This window comes from Pseudotabrizicola sediminis (assembly GCF_004745575.1).
Lineage (GTDB): Bacteria > Pseudomonadota > Alphaproteobacteria > Rhodobacterales > Rhodobacteraceae > Pseudotabrizicola > Pseudotabrizicola sediminis.
Genome location: NZ_RPEM01000005.1, coordinates 24,133 through 41,759, shown reverse-complemented (window position 1 = coordinate 41,759; position 17,627 = coordinate 24,133). Strand labels below are relative to the sequence as shown.

At 64.6% G+C, this 17,627-nt stretch carries 16 protein-coding genes and 1 riboswitch; of the genes, 15 read left to right on the top strand and 1 reads right to left on the bottom strand.

Features of this window, described 5'->3' with window-relative positions:
• Positions 1 to 98 precede the first annotated feature (98 nt).
• Positions 99 to 210: riboswitch (TPP riboswitch) on the top strand.
• From EEB11_RS08515 to EEB11_RS08450, 14 genes are all read left to right on the top strand, one after another.
• Positions 201 to 809 (top strand): YkoF family thiamine/hydroxymethylpyrimidine-binding protein, encoded by a 609-nt coding sequence (locus tag EEB11_RS08515; RefSeq protein ID WP_135430262.1) that lies wholly within the window; start codon positions 201 to 203, stop codon positions 807 to 809. It overlaps the preceding riboswitch by 10 nt.
• Positions 810 to 866: 57 nt before the next feature.
• The gene (locus EEB11_RS08510; RefSeq protein ID WP_135430260.1) at positions 867 to 1,451 is read left to right on the top strand and encodes an ECF transporter S component; all 585 of its coding nucleotides are present in this window, start codon (positions 867 to 869) and stop codon (positions 1,449 to 1,451) included.
• Positions 1,444 to 3,021: an ABC transporter ATP-binding protein gene (locus EEB11_RS08505; RefSeq protein ID WP_135430258.1), complete on the top strand. Its 1,578-nt coding sequence runs from the start codon at positions 1,444 to 1,446 to the stop codon at positions 3,019 to 3,021. The genes EEB11_RS08510 and EEB11_RS08505 overlap by 8 nt, the downstream gene beginning before the upstream one ends.
• Entirely contained in the window at positions 3,015 to 3,743 is a 729-nt protein-coding gene (locus tag EEB11_RS08500; RefSeq protein WP_135430256.1) for an energy-coupling factor transporter transmembrane component T, read from the top strand. The genes EEB11_RS08505 and EEB11_RS08500 overlap by 7 nt, the downstream gene beginning before the upstream one ends.
• A gap of 400 nt (positions 3,744 to 4,143) precedes the next feature.
• Complete coding sequence (locus EEB11_RS08495) at positions 4,144 to 5,721, top strand: 2-isopropylmalate synthase (RefSeq protein WP_135430254.1); 1,578 nt, start codon at positions 4,144 to 4,146, stop codon at positions 5,719 to 5,721.
• 184 nt (positions 5,722 to 5,905) lie between these two features.
• Entirely contained in the window at positions 5,906 to 6,631 is a 726-nt protein-coding gene (locus EEB11_RS08490; protein ID WP_135430252.1) for an SGNH/GDSL hydrolase family protein, read from the top strand.
• 284 nt (positions 6,632 to 6,915) lie between these two features.
• Complete coding sequence (locus EEB11_RS08485; protein WP_103334429.1) at positions 6,916 to 7,953, top strand: rod shape-determining protein; 1,038 nt, start codon at positions 6,916 to 6,918, stop codon at positions 7,951 to 7,953.
• Positions 7,954 to 8,027: 74 nt separating this feature from the next.
• Positions 8,028 to 9,011: a rod shape-determining protein MreC gene (gene mreC, locus EEB11_RS08480; protein WP_135430250.1), complete on the top strand. Its 984-nt coding sequence runs from the start codon at positions 8,028 to 8,030 to the stop codon at positions 9,009 to 9,011.
• On the top strand, positions 9,004 to 9,543 hold the full coding sequence (locus tag EEB11_RS08475) for a rod shape-determining protein MreD (protein WP_245298832.1): 540 nt from the start codon (positions 9,004 to 9,006) through the stop codon (positions 9,541 to 9,543). The genes mreC and EEB11_RS08475 overlap by 8 nt, the downstream gene beginning before the upstream one ends.
• 10 nt (positions 9,544 to 9,553) lie before the next feature.
• Positions 9,554 to 11,497 carry a penicillin-binding protein 2 gene (gene mrdA / locus EEB11_RS08470; RefSeq protein WP_135430248.1) on the top strand — a complete coding sequence of 648 codons (1,944 nt, stop codon included), beginning with the start codon at positions 9,554 to 9,556 and terminating at the stop codon, positions 11,495 to 11,497.
• 10 nt (positions 11,498 to 11,507) lie between these two features.
• Positions 11,508 to 12,647 carry a rod shape-determining protein RodA gene (rodA, locus tag EEB11_RS08465; RefSeq protein WP_135430246.1) on the top strand — a complete coding sequence of 380 codons (1,140 nt, stop codon included), beginning with the start codon at positions 11,508 to 11,510 and terminating at the stop codon, positions 12,645 to 12,647.
• A 3-nt stretch (positions 12,648 to 12,650) separates the two neighbouring features.
• Positions 12,651 to 13,577: a 2-hydroxyacid dehydrogenase gene (locus tag EEB11_RS08460; RefSeq protein ID WP_135430760.1), complete on the top strand. Its 927-nt coding sequence runs from the start codon at positions 12,651 to 12,653 to the stop codon at positions 13,575 to 13,577.
• 95 nt (positions 13,578 to 13,672) lie between these two features.
• A complete protein-coding gene (locus tag EEB11_RS08455) occupies positions 13,673 to 14,563 on the top strand; it encodes a DMT family transporter (protein WP_135430244.1) in 891 nt (296 codons plus the stop codon).
• Positions 14,564 to 14,630: 67 nt separating this feature from the next.
• Entirely contained in the window at positions 14,631 to 15,638 is a 1,008-nt protein-coding gene (locus tag EEB11_RS08450; protein ID WP_135430242.1) for an NAD-dependent epimerase/dehydratase family protein, read from the top strand.
• Positions 15,639 to 15,670: 32 nt separating this feature from the next.
• Here the strand turns inward: EEB11_RS08450 and EEB11_RS08445 are convergent, their stop codons facing one another.
• Entirely contained in the window at positions 15,671 to 16,657 is a 987-nt protein-coding gene (locus EEB11_RS08445; RefSeq protein ID WP_135430240.1) for a 2-hydroxyacid dehydrogenase, read from the bottom strand.
• A gap of 187 nt (positions 16,658 to 16,844) precedes the next feature.
• Between EEB11_RS08445 and EEB11_RS08440 the strand changes: the two genes are divergently transcribed.
• Positions 16,845 to 17,516 (top strand): SH3 domain-containing protein, encoded by a 672-nt coding sequence (locus EEB11_RS08440; protein ID WP_245298831.1) that lies wholly within the window; start codon positions 16,845 to 16,847, stop codon positions 17,514 to 17,516.
• Positions 17,517 to 17,627 lie beyond the last annotated feature (111 nt).

Genomic DNA, 17,627 nt, shown 5'->3' with positions numbered 1-17,627 from the left:
GCACCCTGCGCCTGACACTACCTTTATACACACGCCCCTAAAAGAACGTCCCCCCAGAAAACTCGGTCTTGCTCCCGCGATTTCTTCTGCTAATGTCTGCTGTTGAACAGGGGCGCTCCGTACTGCCGGGGCTGAGATGTCGGGGGCTACCCCGCGAACCCTTTAGCTGATCTGGGTAATGCCAGCGGAGCGAGGTAGAGATGTTTTCCGGCGCACAGATATCCCTGTATCCCATGTCCGATGACTTCATCGGCATCATTCTTGGCGCATTGTCGGCGCTTGACCCGTGGCGCGACCAGCTGCGGATTGAAACCGACGATCTGTCGACCCTGCTGGTCGGCCCGCCCGAAATCCTGTTCCCCGCGATGCGCGATCTGTTTGTCGCCGCCGCGCGCGGTGGTGTGCACTGTACCTTGCACGCCACGGTGTCGCGCGGTTGTCCGGGGGAACCGGATGACCCGATTTGCACCCCGCTTGGCGGCTTGCCACCCGGCACGCCCCTGCCCGACCGGATTGCCGCGGCTCAGGCCGGGGTCACTGCCGCCGCGCTGACCGGCCAGACGGTTGCGGCACAGTTCTCGCTCTATCCGCTGGGGCTTGGGCACCATATGGACGAGATCTATGGCTGCATCGACTTTCTGAAATCCTCTGGCACGTTCGAGCGGAGCAAGAATTTCTGCACCAAGCTGCGCGGCGATGCCGGGCCGGTGTTTGAAACCCTGTCGCAGGCCTTCACCGGCTTTGGCGCGCAGGCGGGCCATGTGGCCCTTGATGTGACCTTGTCGGCCAACAGCCCCAGCAAGGTCTGACCCCTTCCTCTGGCGGCTGTCGCCGCTTTCCCCAACCAAAATGAAATGGAGCTTTCCATGCCGAATACGGCTGTCTGGACGTTGCGTGAAACCCTGATCGTGGCCGTGCTCGGCGCGGTGTTCGGGGTGCTTTATCTGGGATGGGTGCAGGTCTGGCTGATCCTGCAGGCCATCTTCGGCGCGGTGACGATGGATGTTGTGATGGGCTTTTGGTTCATCGTCTCGATCATCGCCGCCGCAATCATCCGCAAACCCGGCGTGGCGCTGGTGTCAGAGGTGCTGGCGGCGGCGGTGCAGATCCTGCTGGGCAGTCCGGCAGGGTTGCTGCTGCTGGTGACCGGGCTGGTGCAGGGCGCGGGGGCCGAGGCGGTGTTTGCCGCCACCCGCTATCGCCGCTGGACGTTGCCGGTACTGATGGCGGCGGGTGTGGGGGCGGCGGTGGCGTCCTTTGCCTATACCTGGGTGCGGTTTGACTATGGCAGTCTTGCCCCCGGTCTGCTGATCCTGATGTTCGTGCTGCGCTGCGCCTCGGGCGCGCTGCTGGGCGGGCTGCTGGGGCATCTGATCGTCAAGGCGCTGTATAAGACCGGGGTTCTGTCTGGCCTTGCGATTGAGCGTGATCTGCGAACCGCACATGGCTGATGTGCTGCGCTGCGAAGGGGTGGCGGTGCGCTATCCCTTTGCCAGCCGTGATGCGGTCGGGCCACTGACGCTGTCTGTGGCGCGGGGCGAACGGGTGCTGCTGCTGGGGCCCTCGGGCTGTGGCAAGTCAACGCTGCTGCATGCCCTGACCGGCCTGATCCCCGCCGCCCTTCCGGGTGAGCGGCGGGGACAATTGCATCTGTTCGGTCAGCCGGTGGAAAGTCGCCGTCCGGCAGACTGGGCCGGGCAGGTGGCCTTCCTGTTTCAGGATGCAGAACAGACACTGGCCGGGTTCACCATTGCTGATGAAATCGCCTTCGCACTGGAAAACCGCGCCCTGCCTCCGGCCGAAATAGCGACCCGCGTGGCAGAGGCGATGGCGCAGGCCGGGCTGGCCCCGGGCTGGCAGGGGCGGCGGATTGCAACCCTGTCGGGCGGGCAAAAACAGCTGGTGGCACTGGCCGCTGTGCTGGCGCAGGGTGCAGCGCTGCTGGTGGCCGATGAACCCACCGCCAGCCTTGCACCCGCAGTTGCACAGATCATGGCCGATATGCTGCTTGCACCCGGAAAGACTGTGCTGGTCGTCGATCACCGGCTGGGGCCGATCCTGGACAGGATCGACCGGGTGATCGTTCTGGGCCGGGATGGGCAGCGGCTGGCAGAGGGTCCGCCCGACGCGGTTTTTGCCAGCCACGGCGCGGCTTTGGCGGCGCAAGGGATCTGGACCCCGCTCGCCACCCGCTTGCGACTGGCGCTGCAGGCGCAAGGGGTAACGGTGCCCGATCTGGTGAAGGTGGCGAACCTGGTGGCGCATCTGCCCCCCCATGCCGACCTGGCCCCGCTGCTATTACCCCCGCCCTGCCCCATCGGTGCCGAAACGGTGCGGCTTGACCGGGTGGATTGCGCGCCGCCATTCGGTCCGGTGGTGTTGCGCGATGTCTCGCTGGGCCTGCGGGCGGGCGAGGTGTTGGGCATCCTTGGTCCCAATGGTGCCGGCAAATCGACGCTGGCCGCCTGCCTCGCCGGGTTGATCCCCCCGCGCGCGGGCCAGCGGACCGGGCCGCCCGGGGCCATCGCCTTTCAGAACGCGGAATCGCATTTCACGGCGGAAACCACGCAGGCCGAGTGTCTGGCGATGGGCGTCCCCGCCGCCGATGTCCCTGCCCTGTTGGTCGGGTGGGGGCTGGATCATGTGGCGGGCCAGCACCCCTTCACCCTGTCGGCAGGGCAAAAGCGGCGGCTGGCGTTGGCGTTGCTGACCGCAACCGACCGCTGGCCAGCCCTGGTGCTGGACGAGCCGACGGCGGGCCTTGACCATGCCGGAACGACCCGGATCGCCGGCCACATCCGGCGGCTTGCGGCGGCGGGCAGGGCGCTGGCGGTAGTGACCCATGACGCCGACTTTGCGCTGGCAGTCTGTGACCGGGTGATCGTGCTGGCCGGGGGCGCAGTGCAGGCCGATGGTCCGGCGCGCCCTGTGCTGCGTGACGCGGCCCTGCTTTCACGCTGCGGTCTGGCCCCACCAGAGGCCGCGCCCTTGCTGGACTGGATGGAGCGTGTGACATGCTAAGCACCCTGCATCCGCTGCCGAAACTCGCGCTGTGCCTGATCTGGATCGCGGCGTCGGTTCTGGTCTTTGACCTGCGCTTTCAGCTTGTGACCCTCACGCTGGCCTTTGGGCTATTGTGGGGGGTGCAGCGGGTGGCGCTGTTGAAGCTCTTGGCGCTGATGGTGCCCTTTGCGCTGTTCGGCTTCGGCTTTCTGACCACGTCAGTCCTGTTCAACAAGGAGTCGGGCTTTGCCCTGCAGATGGCGCAGGAAGGGGTCATGGCGGCCCCCGATATCTCGCCCGGTCTGGTGCTGTTCACCCGCGCGCTGGCCTGCGGGATGGTGTCGGCCCTGTTCGCGCTGACCACCGACCCGGGGCAGCTGGTGCGGGCCCTGATGGTGCATCTGCGCCTGCCTGCTTCGGTCGGTTTCGCGCTGATGCAGGCCATGCATCTGGTGCCCGATCTTGGGCGGGAAATGCAGGTGCTGCGCATGGCCCGCGCGATGCGGCTGGGCCGCGCGGTGCGCCGGGTGCCGGGCCCGGGTGAGGTGATGGGGCTGACCATCCCGCTGCTGGCCTTTGCCATCCGCCGCGCCACCCGCGCCGCCCTCGCGATGGAGGCCCGCGGCCTGCGCCCCGGTGCGCCCCGCAGCCAGCGGGAGACGCAGCGGTTTCGGGTGATGGATGGGGTGGCTTTCGGGCTGGGGGTCGGGGTGCTGCTGGCGGTCCTCTGGGCAGTTTAGAAAGCGCCCGGCCCCGCAGAACCTGCGCGCCGCGAGTGCACAAACGTCATGACACAAGCCATACGCCCGCCATACGCGGACCAGACGCCGATCATACCGGCAATATCGTGCCGTTTCAGACCCTTGTTGCCAAATTGCGCGCCACCATGTCCCGAAAGCTCACACCAAACGGCCGCAGGCACATCTGTGCCAACTGCCCCCTTTACATTCCCGACCCAGCGACTATCGTCACGTCCATGACACGGGACACACATATCGCTTGCTGGAACGGGGCCCCTGCCCCCTCGGCCGCCCGTGGTCTGCTTCTCCTTAGCTGCCTCTGAGCGTGCCCCTGGGCGCGACCGCTCGGAGGTGAACAGCGCCCACAGGACAAGCCAAGGACATTTCAAGGAACAGACCCATGACATCTGCAACGGCACCGCAGGACCGCGTTTTCATTTTTGACACCACCTTGCGCGACGGCGAACAAAGCCCCGGCGCAACCATGACCCATGACGAAAAGCTGGAGATTGCCAGCCTGCTGGACGAGATGGGCGTCGATATCATCGAAGCCGGGTTTCCGATTGCATCGGAAGGCGATTTCGCGGCGGTCAGCGAGATTTCAAAACGCGCGAAAAACAGCACGATCTGCGGGCTGGCGCGGGCGAATTTCAAAGACATCGACCGCTGCTGGGAGGCGGTGAAACACGCAAAATCGTCGCGCATTCATACGTTTATCGGCACCTCGCCCCTGCACCGCGCCATTCCCAATCTGGACATGGACCAGATGGCCGAGCGCATCCATGACACCGTGACCCATGCCCGCAACCTGTGTGACAATGTGCAATGGTCGCCGATGGATGCGACGCGCACCGAACATGACTACCTGTGCCGCGTGGTCGAAATCGCCATCAAGGCCGGGGCGACCACAATCAACATTCCCGACACCGTGGGCTATACCGCCCCGCGCGAAAGTGCCGACCTGATCCGCATGTTGCTGGAGCGGGTGCCGGGGGCGGACACGATCATCTTTGCCACCCATTGCCACAATGATCTGGGCATGGCGACGGCCAATTCTTTGGCGGCGGTCGAGGCTGGCGCGCGGCAGATTGAATGCACGATCAACGGCTTGGGCGAACGGGCCGGAAATACGGCGTTGGAAGAAGTCGTGATGGCGATGAAGGTCAGGAATGACATCATGCCCTACCGCACCGGGATTGATACGACCAAGATCATGAATCTGTCGCGGCGGGTGGCGTCTGTTTCGGGCTTTCAGGTGCAGTTCAACAAGGCGATTGTCGGCAAGAACGCGTTTCTGCATGAGTCAGGCATCCATCAGGACGGCGTGCTGAAGAACGTCGAGACGTTCGAGATCATGCGGCCCGAGGATATCGGGTTGGTGCAGAAGAACATCGCCATGGGCAAGCATTCCGGCCGAGCAGCACTGCGCGCCAAGCTCAAAGAGCTGGGCGTGGAACTGGCCGATAACCAGCTGAACGATGTGTTCGTGCGGTTCAAGGCGCTCGCCGACCGCAAGAAAGAGGTCTATGACGAGGATTTGGTGGCTTTGGTCGCCGATGAGCAGACCAATGATGCGCATGAATTCCTGCAACTGAAAAAACTGCGGGTGATCTGCGGCACCGATGGCCCGCAAGAGGCCGATATGGTGATGAGCATTGACGGGGTGGATCACCACATCGACGCCACCGGGGATGGTCCGGTCGATGCGGCATTCAACTGCGTGAAGATGCTGTTCCCGCATTCGGCCCGGCTGGAGGTGTATCAGGTGCATGCGGTAACCGAAGGCACCGATGCACAGGCCACGGTTTCGGTCCGGTTGCAGGAGGACGGGCGGATTGTGACCGGGGCGTCAGCCGATACCGATACGATTGTGGCCAGCACCCGCGCCTATATCAATGCGCTGAACAAGCTGATCGTGCGGCGCCAGAAAACTGCGCCGGGCAATGACACCAAGACGGTCAGCTATCACGGGAAATGACCTGTCGCCCCGGTTCTGATGTCTGACAGGGCCGGGGCTGTGACTGCCTGGATTTTCGTATCTCTGCCAAGATGCCAGCCGTCAGAGAAGTCTGGAGTGGTCACGCGGGTGACCGAGGATCGTCACCTTGTCGCCAAGGTTGGGTGGTGTGTCTTGCACTCATCAGACCGGGAACAGACATATCATGATTCGGATCACTTTCGCGCTGCTGGCGCTGGCGTTGCTGGCGGCATGCGGCGAGCCTGTGTCGCAGGAAAAGGACGCGCGGATTCTGGTGGTGGGGGATTCGATGCTGGCTACCAACCGGGCCAGCCACAAGGCGGTGGCGGATGTGCTGGAAGAAGAGCTGGGGAGCAGTGTGCTGGACCGGTCGGTTTTTGCGGCGCGCTATTTCCATCCGCTGCCACTCTCGGGCGCTGCGGGGTTGCGGCTGACGGCGCAGTACCGCGCGGGAAACTGGGATTGGGTGGTGATGAACGGCGGCGGCAACGACCTTCTGTTCGGCTGCGGCTGCGGCTTTTGTGACGGGGTGCTGAACCGGCTGGTCACAAAGGATGGGCGCGGCGGGGCGATCCCGGCCTATGTGGCGCGCATCCGCGAAAGCGGGGCGCGGGTGGTTTATGCAGGCTATCTGCGCAACCCCGGCATGGGGACGCCGGTCAAGCATTGCGGCCCGGCAGGCAATGAGCTGGACCGGCGGCTGGCGCTGATGGCCGGGTTTGACGCGGGGGTAACCTTTGTGCCGATGGCCGATCTTGTGCCGTATCGTGACACCAGTTTCCACGGCTTTGACCGCATTCACCCTTCGGTCAAGGGCAGCCAGGAGATGGCAAAGCGCATGGCCACCGTCATCAAAACGGCGCCGGACCCAAAGGTGACTGCATCCACGCGCCGGTCTTTACCAAGGTGATTCGGCTACCGGCGGGTGCTGCGGAACTGAGGGCAGGTTGCCCGCCCCAGACGCGCAAAACCGGGCATATCCGCGCATAATTGCAAAGGTGCAAGCCCCATGGCCCATCGTGGCATGATGCGCGGTCAAAAGTTGAAATCTGACAATTTTTGCGGTGTCACAGCGGATTGACGCCACGGCGATCCTTTGCTCTTTCGCCTGTGTACACTGAGCCTTATATGAACTCGCCCCTATCGGAATCCCGAGTCGAGGGGTCGTCGCCGTATAAAAAGGACACCATCAGCATGTCGATCCTCTCGAACCTGTTTTCCTCGGATATGGCGATCGACCTCGGCACAGCGAACACGCTGGTCTATATCCGTGGCAAGGGGATCGTGCTGAACGAGCCCTCTGTCGTGGCCTATCACAGCAAGGACGGCAAGAAGCAGGTTCTGGCAGTGGGTGAAGATGCCAAACTGATGCTGGGCCGCACGCCCGGAAGCATCGAGGCGATCCGCCCGATGCGTGACGGGGTGATTGCGGACTTCGAGGCGGCGGAAGAGATGATCAAGCATTTCATCCGCAAGGTCCACAAGCGCACGACATTTTCCAAACCCAAGATCATCGTCTGCGTGCCGCATGGCGCGACCCCGGTCGAAAAGCGCGCGATCCGGCAGTCGGTGCTGTCGGCGGGCGCGCGCCGGGCGGGGCTGATTGCGGAACCGATTGCGGCGGCGATTGGCGCGGGCATGCCGATCACCGACCCCACCGGCAACATGGTGGTGGATATCGGCGGCGGCACAACAGAGGTGGCGGTGCTATCCTTGGGCGATATCGTCTACGCGCGGTCCGTCCGCGTGGGCGGCGACCGGATGGATGAGGCAATCATCAACTATCTGCGCCGCCACCAGAACCTGCTGATCGGTGAATCGACGGCAGAGCGGATCAAGACCAGCATCGGCACCGCGCGGATGCCCGATGATGGCCGGGGTGCATCCATGACCATTCGCGGGCGTGACCTGCTGAACGGGGTGCCGAAAGAAACCGAGATCAATCAGGCGCAGGTGGCGGAAGCCCTGGCCGAACCCGTGCAGCAGATCTGCGACGCGGTGATGCAGGCGCTGGAAGCAACACCGCCCGACCTGGCGGCCGACATTGTTGACCGGGGCGTGATGCTGACCGGGGGCGGCGCACTGCTGGGCGATCTGGACCTGTCCTTGCGCGAACAGACCGGGCTGTCGATTTCGGTGGCCAACGAGTCACTCAATTGTGTGGCGCTGGGCACCGGCAAGGCGCTGGAATACGAAAAACAGCTGCGGCATGTGATTGATTACGACAGCTGATCCGGGTCTGATGACCGGAACGGATGACGCGGCGCTGCGGGGCCGGGCGTATGAATTGGACGTAGCAGACCGGCATGGCAAAGACACGGACAGACCCGGAAGACTTCTCCCGCCCGCTGCGGCGGGTGTTGGTGGGGATTCTGGTCTTGTCGTTGTTGGGGCTGTTCCTGCTGTGGCGGATTGACAGCCCCCGGGTGGAGCGGTTCCGTGCTGCGTTGATCGACCGGGTGGTGCCGTCGTTCGACTGGGTGATGACACCGATCACCACGGCCGCCGATATGGTGGAACAGTTCCAGAGCTACGCCAGCCTGCATGCGCAAAATCAGGATCTGCGCCGCGAATTGCAGCAGATGAAAGCATGGAAAGAGGCGGCGCTGCAGCTGGAACAGCAGAACGCGCGCCTGTTGGACCTGAATCAGGTGCGGTTAGACCCCAAGCTGACCCATGTGACCGGCCAGGTTCTGGCCGACAGCGGCAGCCCGTTCCGGCAATCGGTGCTGATCAACGTGGGGGCCCGCGACGGCATTTTGGACGGCTGGGCCACCATGGATGGCATCGGCGTGGTCGGGCGCATTTCCGGCGTGGGCGAGCGGACCAGCCGGGTGATCCTGTTGACGGATACCAACAGCCGGGTGCCGGTGACGGTGCAGCCTTCGGGGCAGAAGGCCCTGCTGTCGGGCGACAACACCGCCCTGCCCCCGCTGGAGTTTCTGGAACAGTCCGATGTGGTCCGTCCCGGTGACCGGGTGATCAGCTCTGGCGATGGCGGGATGTTTCCGGCCGGGTTACTGGTGGGTCAGGTGGTGCTGGGCAATGACCGGCGGCTGCGGGTCAGTCTGAGCGCGGATTACCAGCGGCTGGAATTCCTGCGCGTGCTGCGCAGCCATCAGCTGGTGCCGATCACCGATGCGGGCGCGCTGATTGCGCCGCCGGTGCTGCCTGCAGGGCCGGACACCAGCGAGGCGCTGAACACCGACGCCTTGCCCACCCGGGGCAACCAGCCCGAGGCGATGCCGGCAGCCGATGCGAGCACCGAGACGGATGGCAGCGGTGGGTGATGCGTGGCGGTCCAGCGCCTGGTTCTATCGCGGGCTGTTTGTCGGCATCGCGCTGCTGATGCTTTACGTGCGGCTGCTGCCTTTGGGGTCCGAGGCGGGCGACTGGCCGGGGCCGGACCTGCTCTTGTGCCTGATCTTTGCCTGGGCGACCCGGCGGCCGGATTACCTGCCGGTCTGGCTACTGGCCGGGGTGCTGCTGCTGGAAGACATGGTGCTGCTGCGCCCGCCGGGATTGTGGACCGCGCTGGTGGTGATCGCGGTGGAATTCGTGCGCAACCGGGTGGCGCTGACGCGCGAACTGACGCTGGTGGCGGAATGGGCCATGGTGGCCGGGCTGATGATAGGGTGCCTGCTGGCCTACCGGCTGGTGTTCACGCTATCGTTTTTGCCGCAGCCGGCATTCGGCTTTGCCTTGATGCAGGTTTTGTGGTCGATCCTGTGCTATCCTGTCGTTGTGGGGGCCAGCCGCCTGGCCTTTGACCTGCGCAAGCCTGCGACAGGCGAAGTTGACAGTTACGGACGCCGTTTGTGAGGGGCAGGACGTGAGACGCAGCCCGAAGGAAACCGAAGACGCTGCCCGCGGCACGCACCGGCGTGCGCTGTTGTTGGGTGGCGGAATGACAGCGATGTTCGCGGTGCTTGGCGCGCGGATGCACTATCTTTCGGTCGATCAGGCCGATCAATTCAAGCTGCTGGCCGAAGAAAACCGGATCTCGATTCGGCTGATCCCGCCCGCGCGCGGGGTGATCCATGACCGCAACGGCAAGGTGCTGGCGGGAAATGAACAGAATTACCGGGTGGTCATCACGCGCGAGGATGCAGGTGATGTCGATGCGGTGCTGGCCAAACTGGCGCATATCATCCCGCTGACCGCCGATGATCTGGACCGCACTGCCAAGGAAATGAACCGCACCAGCCCATTTGCGCCGATTACGGTGGCGGACCGGCTGAGTTGGGAAGATTTGTCGAAGGTGGCGCTGAATGCGCCGTCGCTGCCCGGTGTGTCGCCCGAAGTGGGGTTGAGCCGGCAATACCCGCGCGACACCGATTTCGCCCATGTGCTGGGCTATGTCGGGCCGGTGTCCGAGCGCGATCTGGAGGCGCTGGACAGCCCTGACCCGCTGTTGCGCATTCCCAAGTTCCAGATCGGCAAGATCGGGGTTGAACGTTGGCTGGAAGACCAACTGCGCGGCCGGGCGGGCACGCGGCGGATCGAGGTGAACGCCGTGGGCCGGGTGATGCGCGAGCTGGAGCGTGAAGAGGGCGATCCGGGGTCAGATGTACGGTTGACCATCAACGCAGATGTGCAGAATTTCGTGCAGGCGCGGCTGGGCGATGAATCAGCGGCGGCGGTGGTGATGGATGTGACCAATGGTGATCTGATTGCCATCGTGTCCTCGCCGTCGTTTGACCCGAACCTGTTTGTGCGCGGGATCAGCCATACCGATTACAACGGGCTGATGGAAAACGACCATCGCCCGCTGGCCAACAAGACCGTGCAGGGCGTGTACCCGCCAGGATCGACCTTCAAGATGATCACGGCCTTGGCCGCCCTTGAGGCGGGGATGATCACGGTGAACACCTCTGTCCGCTGCCCCGGCTATCTGGAATTCGGCGGGCGGCGGTTTCATTGCTGGAAGCGTGCCGGGCATGGCGCCGTGGATCTGGAAAAGTCGCTGTCTGAAAGCTGCGATGTCTATTACTACGACATCGCCCAGCGGGTCGGGATCGAAAAGATCGCCGAGATGGGCAAACGCTTTGGCCTTGGCATCCGCCACGATCTGCCGATGTCGGCGATCGCCGAAGGGATCATGCCGAACCGCGCGTGGAAGCAGGAACGGCAGCAGGAGGATTGGCGGATCGGCGACACGATCAACGCCAGCATCGGTCAAGGCTATGTCCTGACCTCGCCGCTGCAACTGGCGGTGATGACGGCGCGGATTGCGACGGGCCGCGCGGTGGTGCCGCGGCTGGTGCGGTCGGTTGATGGCAAGGAGGTGCCGGTGGAAGAGGCGCCCAGCATCGGCATCTCGGAAGAGATCCTGCGCAAGATCCGGTCGGGCATGTATGCGGTGATGAATGCCGAACGCGGCACGGCGAAATCATCGCGCATCGCCGACGAGGCGCTGTTGATGGCGGGCAAAACCGGCACCAGCCAGGTGCGCAACATCACCGCGGCCGAACGGGCGCGCGGGGTGATTTCCAACGATCAGCTGCCGTGGAACAGGCGCGACCATGCGCTGTTCGTGGGATATGCGCCCTATACCAACCCGCGCTATGCGGTGTCTGTGGTGGTGGAGCATGGCGGCGGCGGGTCCACGGCAGCCGCCCCCGTCGGGCGGGACGCCATCCTGAGCGCGCTGACCGGCGGGATTCCGCCCCTGTCGGCCTATCCGTCCAGCCAGCGCAACCGGATTGAATCGATGCTGGAAAAGCTGCCCTTGCGCGATGCCGAAGGCCGCGCCCCCGACTCCAGCCGCGCATAGGGGGCCGGGCATGAGCTTTCTGGAATACCGCGTCAAATTCGTGCCCACCGGTCTGCGCAAGGTGCTGCACCTGAACTGGCCGCTGATCGTGCTTGTGACGGCGGTATCGGCTGTAGGCTGGCTGGCACTGTATTCTATTGCTGGCGGGCGTCTGGATGTCTGGGCCGGGCGGCAGATGCAGGTCTTTGCGCTTGGCGCGGTCTTGATGTTCATCATCGCTTTCGTGCCGATCTGGTTCTGGCGCAACATGTCGCTGATTGCCTATGTCGTCTCGATTCTGCTGCTGCTGGTGGTGGAATTTTTCGGGGTCACCGGCATGGGCGCACAACGCTGGCTCGACATCGGCGGCTTCCGGTTGCAGCCATCGGAAATGGCCAAGATCACGCTGGTGATGATGCTGGCCGCCTATTACGACTGGCTGGATGTCAAAAAGACGTCGCGCCTGTTCTGGGTGTTGATCCCTGTGGTGCTGACGGTGATCCCGACGGTGCTGGTGCTGATGCAGCCCAACCTTGGCACCGCGCTGATCCTGCTGATGATCGGCGGCACGGTGATGCTGCTGGCTGGCGTCAGCTGGTGGTATTTCGGCGCTGTCATCAGCGCGGTCGGAGCCACGATCTGGGCGGTGATGGCCAGCCGGGGCACCGACTGGCAATTGCTTCACGACTATCAGTTCCGCCGGATCGACACGTTCCTTGACCCGACCTCTGACCCGCTGGGGGCAGGGTACAACATCATTCAGGCGCAGATCGCCCTTGGCTCGGGTGGCTGGGGCGGCAAGGGGTTTATGCAAGGCACGCAGAGCCGGCTGAACTTTTTGCCCGAAAAGCACACCGATTTCATCTTTACCACGCTGGGCGAAGAATTCGGTTTTGTCGGCGTGTTCAGCCTGCTGGTGCTGTACGGGCTGATCCTGCTGTTCTGTTATGTCTCGGCGATGCAGAACAAAGACCGGTTTTCCGTGCTGTTGATCCTTGGCATTGCCGCGAACTTCTTCTTTTATCTGGCGGTCAATCTGTCGATGGTGATGGGGCTGGCCCCTGTGGTTGGCATTCCGCTGCCGTTCCTGTCCTATGGCGGATCGGCGATGCTGGTGCTTTTGGTGGCCTTCGGCCTGATCCAGAGCGCCCATGTTCACAGACCGAGGTAGATGATGCTCACTGTCCTGTTCGCCGCCCCCGATCTTTGGGGCCAATATCGCGGTGTGCTGCCAGCGGCGCTGGACGCCGCCGGGATCAAGGCGCAGGTGGTGCAAAAGGCGGCACCGGGGACGGTGGACTACATCATCTACGCCCCAAGTGCCCCGTTGCAGGATTTCACCCCCTTTGTGCGGACCAAGGCCGTGCTGTCGCTTTGGGCCGGGGTGGAGCGGATCGTCGGCAATGCCACGCTGACGCAACCCCTTTGCCGGATGGTGGACCCAAGCCTGACCGAAAGCATGGTCGAATGGGTTGTGGGCCACGCCCTGCGGCATCATCTGGGGATGGATGCGCATATCGTGAACCCGGGCCATGTGTGGACCCCCGTGGTGCCGCCCTTGGCGCGCAACCGGCCCGTTACGGTGCTGGGGCTGGGGGCATTGGGCACGGCTTGTGCACAGGCGCTGGCGGGCCTGAACTTCCCGGTCACCGGGTGGAGCCGGACGCAGAAATCGGTGCCGGGGGTGCAGTGCCTGTCGGGTGAGGATGGGTTGCGGCAGGCGCTGAGCGGGGCACAGATCGTGGTGACCCTTCTGCCACGCACGCCGGAAACCGAGAACACGCTGAACGCCACGACACTGGCGCTGCCTGCGCGCGGGGCGGTGATCCTGAACCCCGGTCGCGGGCCGCTGATCGACGACGCGGCCCTGCTGGACGCGCTGGATTCTGGCCAGATCGGCCACGCCACGCTGGATGTGTTCCGGGTGGAACCCCTGCCGCAGGATCACGCCTTCTGGGCGCATCCGCGCGTGACCGTTACCCCGCACATCGCCGCCGACACCCGCCCCGAAAGTGCCTCAGGCGTGATCGCCGAAAACATCCGCCGGGCCGAAGCGGGCGAGCCCCTGCTGCACCGGGTGGATCGCGCTTTGGGCTACTGACCCGGCGCGCTGCCTGCGACGCCTCTCGCGTCGCGGACAGAACAGACGCCCCGCCCTGCCCTGCCTTTGATGGCAATGGGACACAGGGGGCGGGCATGCCATATTCAACCGGGGTGAAACTGGTGCTGCTGGCGGCGCTGCTGTGGTCGCTCAATGGTCTGCTGATCCGGCAGATTGATCAGGCAGGCACCTGGGCCGTGCTGTTCTGGCGCTCTGCCGGGATGATCCCGGTGCTGCTGGCGGTGATCTGGTGGCGCTCGGGCCAGGTGGTGGCACCGTTGCGCCGGGTGGGATGGTCGGGTCTTGTGGGAGGGCTTGGCCTTGTGCTGGCCTTTGGCGGCGCGATCTTTGCCTTTCAGGCGACCACGGTGGCCAATGCGGTGTTCCTGTTTTCCGCCTCGCCGTTTCTGGCGGCGCTGATGGGTTGGCTGATCCTGCGTGAAACCGTGCGTCCGGCGACATGGGGCGCGATTGCTCTGGCCGCGGTGGGCATGTTTCTGATGGTGCGCGAAGGGCTGGCGTCAGGGGCGCTGGCAGGGAACGTGGCGGCCCTGCTGTCAGCTTTGGGGTTTGCCAGCTTCACCATCGCCCTGCGCTGGGGCAAGCTGGCAGACATGCTGCCTGCGGTGGTGATCGGCGGGGTGCTGTCGATGCTGGCCGCGGGGCTGGTTCTGGCAGCGCAAGGCGATACACTCTGGGTACCGGGGCGCGACATCGCGATATCGCTGTCGATGGGCGCGGCCATTCTGGCCACCGGCATGGCGCTTTATACCGCAGGCAGCCGGGTGATCCCAGCGGCGGAACTGACGCTGCTGTCGATGGTCGAGGTGCTGCTGGCCCCGGTCTGGGTGTTTCTGGCGCTGGGCGAAACTGCCTCGGCAGGCACCTTCACCGGCGGAGCGGTGCTGATGGCGGCGGTGGCCTTCAATGCGCTGTCGGGTGCCCGCCGCCGCCCGCCCGCCCCGGTGCTGGGTGTGGGCAACTGACACGCCACCCTTTACCGCAGCCCTCCGCTGCCGTTAAGGATTGGGCGGCACAAGGGTGGGGACAGGGATGACAGGCAAGGTTCTGATCACGGGGGCAGCCGGCTTCATCGGCTTTCACCTGTCCCGGCGGATGCTGACGGATGGCTGGCAGGTCACCGGCTTTGACGGGATGACGACCTGTTACGACCCGGCCCTGAAACAGGCCCGGCTGGAAATACTGCAGGCCCAGCCCCGGTTTGCCTTCGAGCAGGGGATGCTGGAGAACGAAGGTCGCCTGACCGAACTGACCGCCCGCCTGCGCCCCGATGTGATCATCCACCTGGCCGCAAAGGCGGGGGTGCGCCAGTCGATCGACACCCCACGGGCCTATGTGCAGTCAAACCTGATCGGCACGCATGAAGTGCTGGAGGCCGCGCGCGCCCATCCGCCCCGGCATTTGCTGATCGCCTCCACGTCTTCAGCTTACGGCGCCAATACCAATATGCCCTATGCCGAGACCGACCAGGCCACCCATCCGATGAGCTTTTACGCCGCCACCAAGATCGCGACGGAGGCGATGGCCCACAGCTATGCCCATCTGTTCGGTCTGCCGACCACGATGTTCCGCTTCTTCACCGTCTACGGCCCCTGGGGGCGCCCCGACATGGCCCTGTTCAAATTCACCCGCGCGATCCTGAACGACGAGGCAATCGAGGTCTACAACCACGGTGACATGCGTCGGGATTTCACTTACGTCGACGATCTGGTCGAAGGCATCGCGCGCCTGATCACCGCCGTGCCCGGCACCACCCCGGCCGGTCCGATGGACAGCCTGTCGCCCGTGGCCCCGTTCCGCGTCGTCAATATCGGCAATGGCACGACCGAACAGCTGAGTGATTTCATCAAGGCCATCGAGACGGCAACCGGGCGCCGCGCCCGGCAAACCCTGCTGCCGATGCAACCGGGCGACGTACCCGCCACCTGGGCCGACGCCAGCCTGATCGAAGCGCTGGTCGGCTCCCTGCCCCGCACCAGTATCCGCGACGGCGTGGCGCGGTTCGTCGACTGGTATCGCGGCTGGAACGCGCGCAACTAGGCGTATCGCGCAGCCGCTCGATTTTCTGAAAGTTACAGCTGGCCCGGCACCACCTGATCCGGGGGGCGGTGGCCGTCGGCGAAGGTCTTGATGTTGATGATGACCTTTTCACCCATCTCGATACGCCCCTCCAGCGTCGCGCTGCCCATATGCGGCAGCAGCACCACGTTGGGCAGTTCACGCAGGCGCGGGTTCACCTCATGCCCGTGTTCGAACACGTCAAGGCCCGCGCCGCCCAGCTCGCCCGCCCGCAGGCCGCGGGTCAGGGCATTTTCGTCAATCACTTCGCCGCGCGAGGTGTTCACGATCACGGCGGTGGGTTTCATCAGTTTCAGCCGCCGCGCGTTCATCAGGTGATAGGTCGAGGGCGTGTACGGGCAGTTGATCGACAGGATGTCCATCCGGCTGACCATCTGGTCCAGGCTTTCCCACCAGGTCGCATCCAGCTCGGCCTCAAGTTCCGGGCGAAGGCGTTTGCGGTTGTTGTAATGCACCTGCATGCCAAAGGCGCGGGCGCGCCGCGCCACGGCCTGCCCGATCCGCCCCATGCCAAGGATTCCAAGCCGCTTGCCGCCCAACCGCCCACCCATAAAGGCGGTCGGGGCCCAGCCCCGCCATTCGCCGGCCTGCATCACCTGCAGCCCTTCTGGAATGCGCCGGGTCACCGCCATGATCAATGCCAGTGTCATATCGGCAGTGTCTTCGGTCACCACGCCGGGGGTGTTCGACACCAGAATGCCACGCTGACGGGCGGTGGCCACGTCGATGTGGTCCACCCCCGCACCATAATTGGCGATCAGCTTCAGCTTGTCACCGGCTTGCGCGATCAGGGCAGCATCCACCTGATCGGTCACACAGGGCACCAGCACATCGGCGCGGCGCATCGCACTGGCCAGATCCTCGCGGGTCATCTTTGTGTCCGGGTCGCGCAGCTCGACATCGAACAATTCCTTCATCCGGGTCTCGACCGGTTCGGGCAACCGTCGCGTGACTACAACACTCAACCGCTGTGCGGGCATCTTGGGCCTCCGTGGACTTGATCTTGGCGCGCGCCTCAGGGCAAAGTGACGACAACCGGGACGGGGCACAAGACCCTAAGCGATCAGCCCCGGAGTCTTGAGGGATTGCGGCCCTTTGCCGGGCCGTAGCGATGGGCGGAACCAACAGACCGGGGGCACACCCGGCCACAGGCGGATGGTGAACAACATGCTGAAGGCATTGGTGACGGGTATTGCCCTGATGGCGGGGGCGGGGCCTGCGCTGTCGGAGGTTGTACGGCCCAGACCGAACCCGGCGCTGATGCAGGTGCCGGCCTCGGCTGAGGCAGCGCCGCTGGCACCGACCACCGCAAGCGCGGCTGCGCCCGCAACATCCCCACAGCCCGCGATGCGCCCTTTGGGGCCGCCAGCACCATCTGCGGCAAAGCCGGCGGCGGTGCCGCGCGACCCGAACAAGGGGGCGGTGACCAACCTGCCCTTGCCGCGCTATGTCTCGCTCAAGTCAAACGAAGGCAATGCCCGGCGAGGGCCGGGGTTGTCGCACCGGATCGACTGGGTGTTCACCCGGGTCGGCATGCCGTTGAAGGTCACCGCCGAGCATGGCCATTGGCGCCGGGTCGAAGATGCCGAAGGCGTCGGCGGCTGGGTGCATTATGCGCTGGTCTCGGGGGTGCGGTCGGTGATGGTGAACGAGGATATGGCCACGTTCTTCAACCGCCCCGACACCACCTCGCTGGCCGCGTTCCAGGCCCAACGCGGCGTGGTGGCCCGGCTGACCGAATGCGCGGACGGCTGGTGCCGCGTCACGATCGACGGGCAAAAGGGCTGGGCCCCGGTCAGCAGCCTGTGGGGCGTGACGGCGGACGAGGTGATTGACTGAGTCAATTCTCTCACAGGGAACAGGGGCCTGATCCAATGTCAGGCAAGACACCGGAGAGAGGGCCCGTCTGCCGATCACCCACCTTGCGCTTGACCGCAAGGTTGGGGTAGC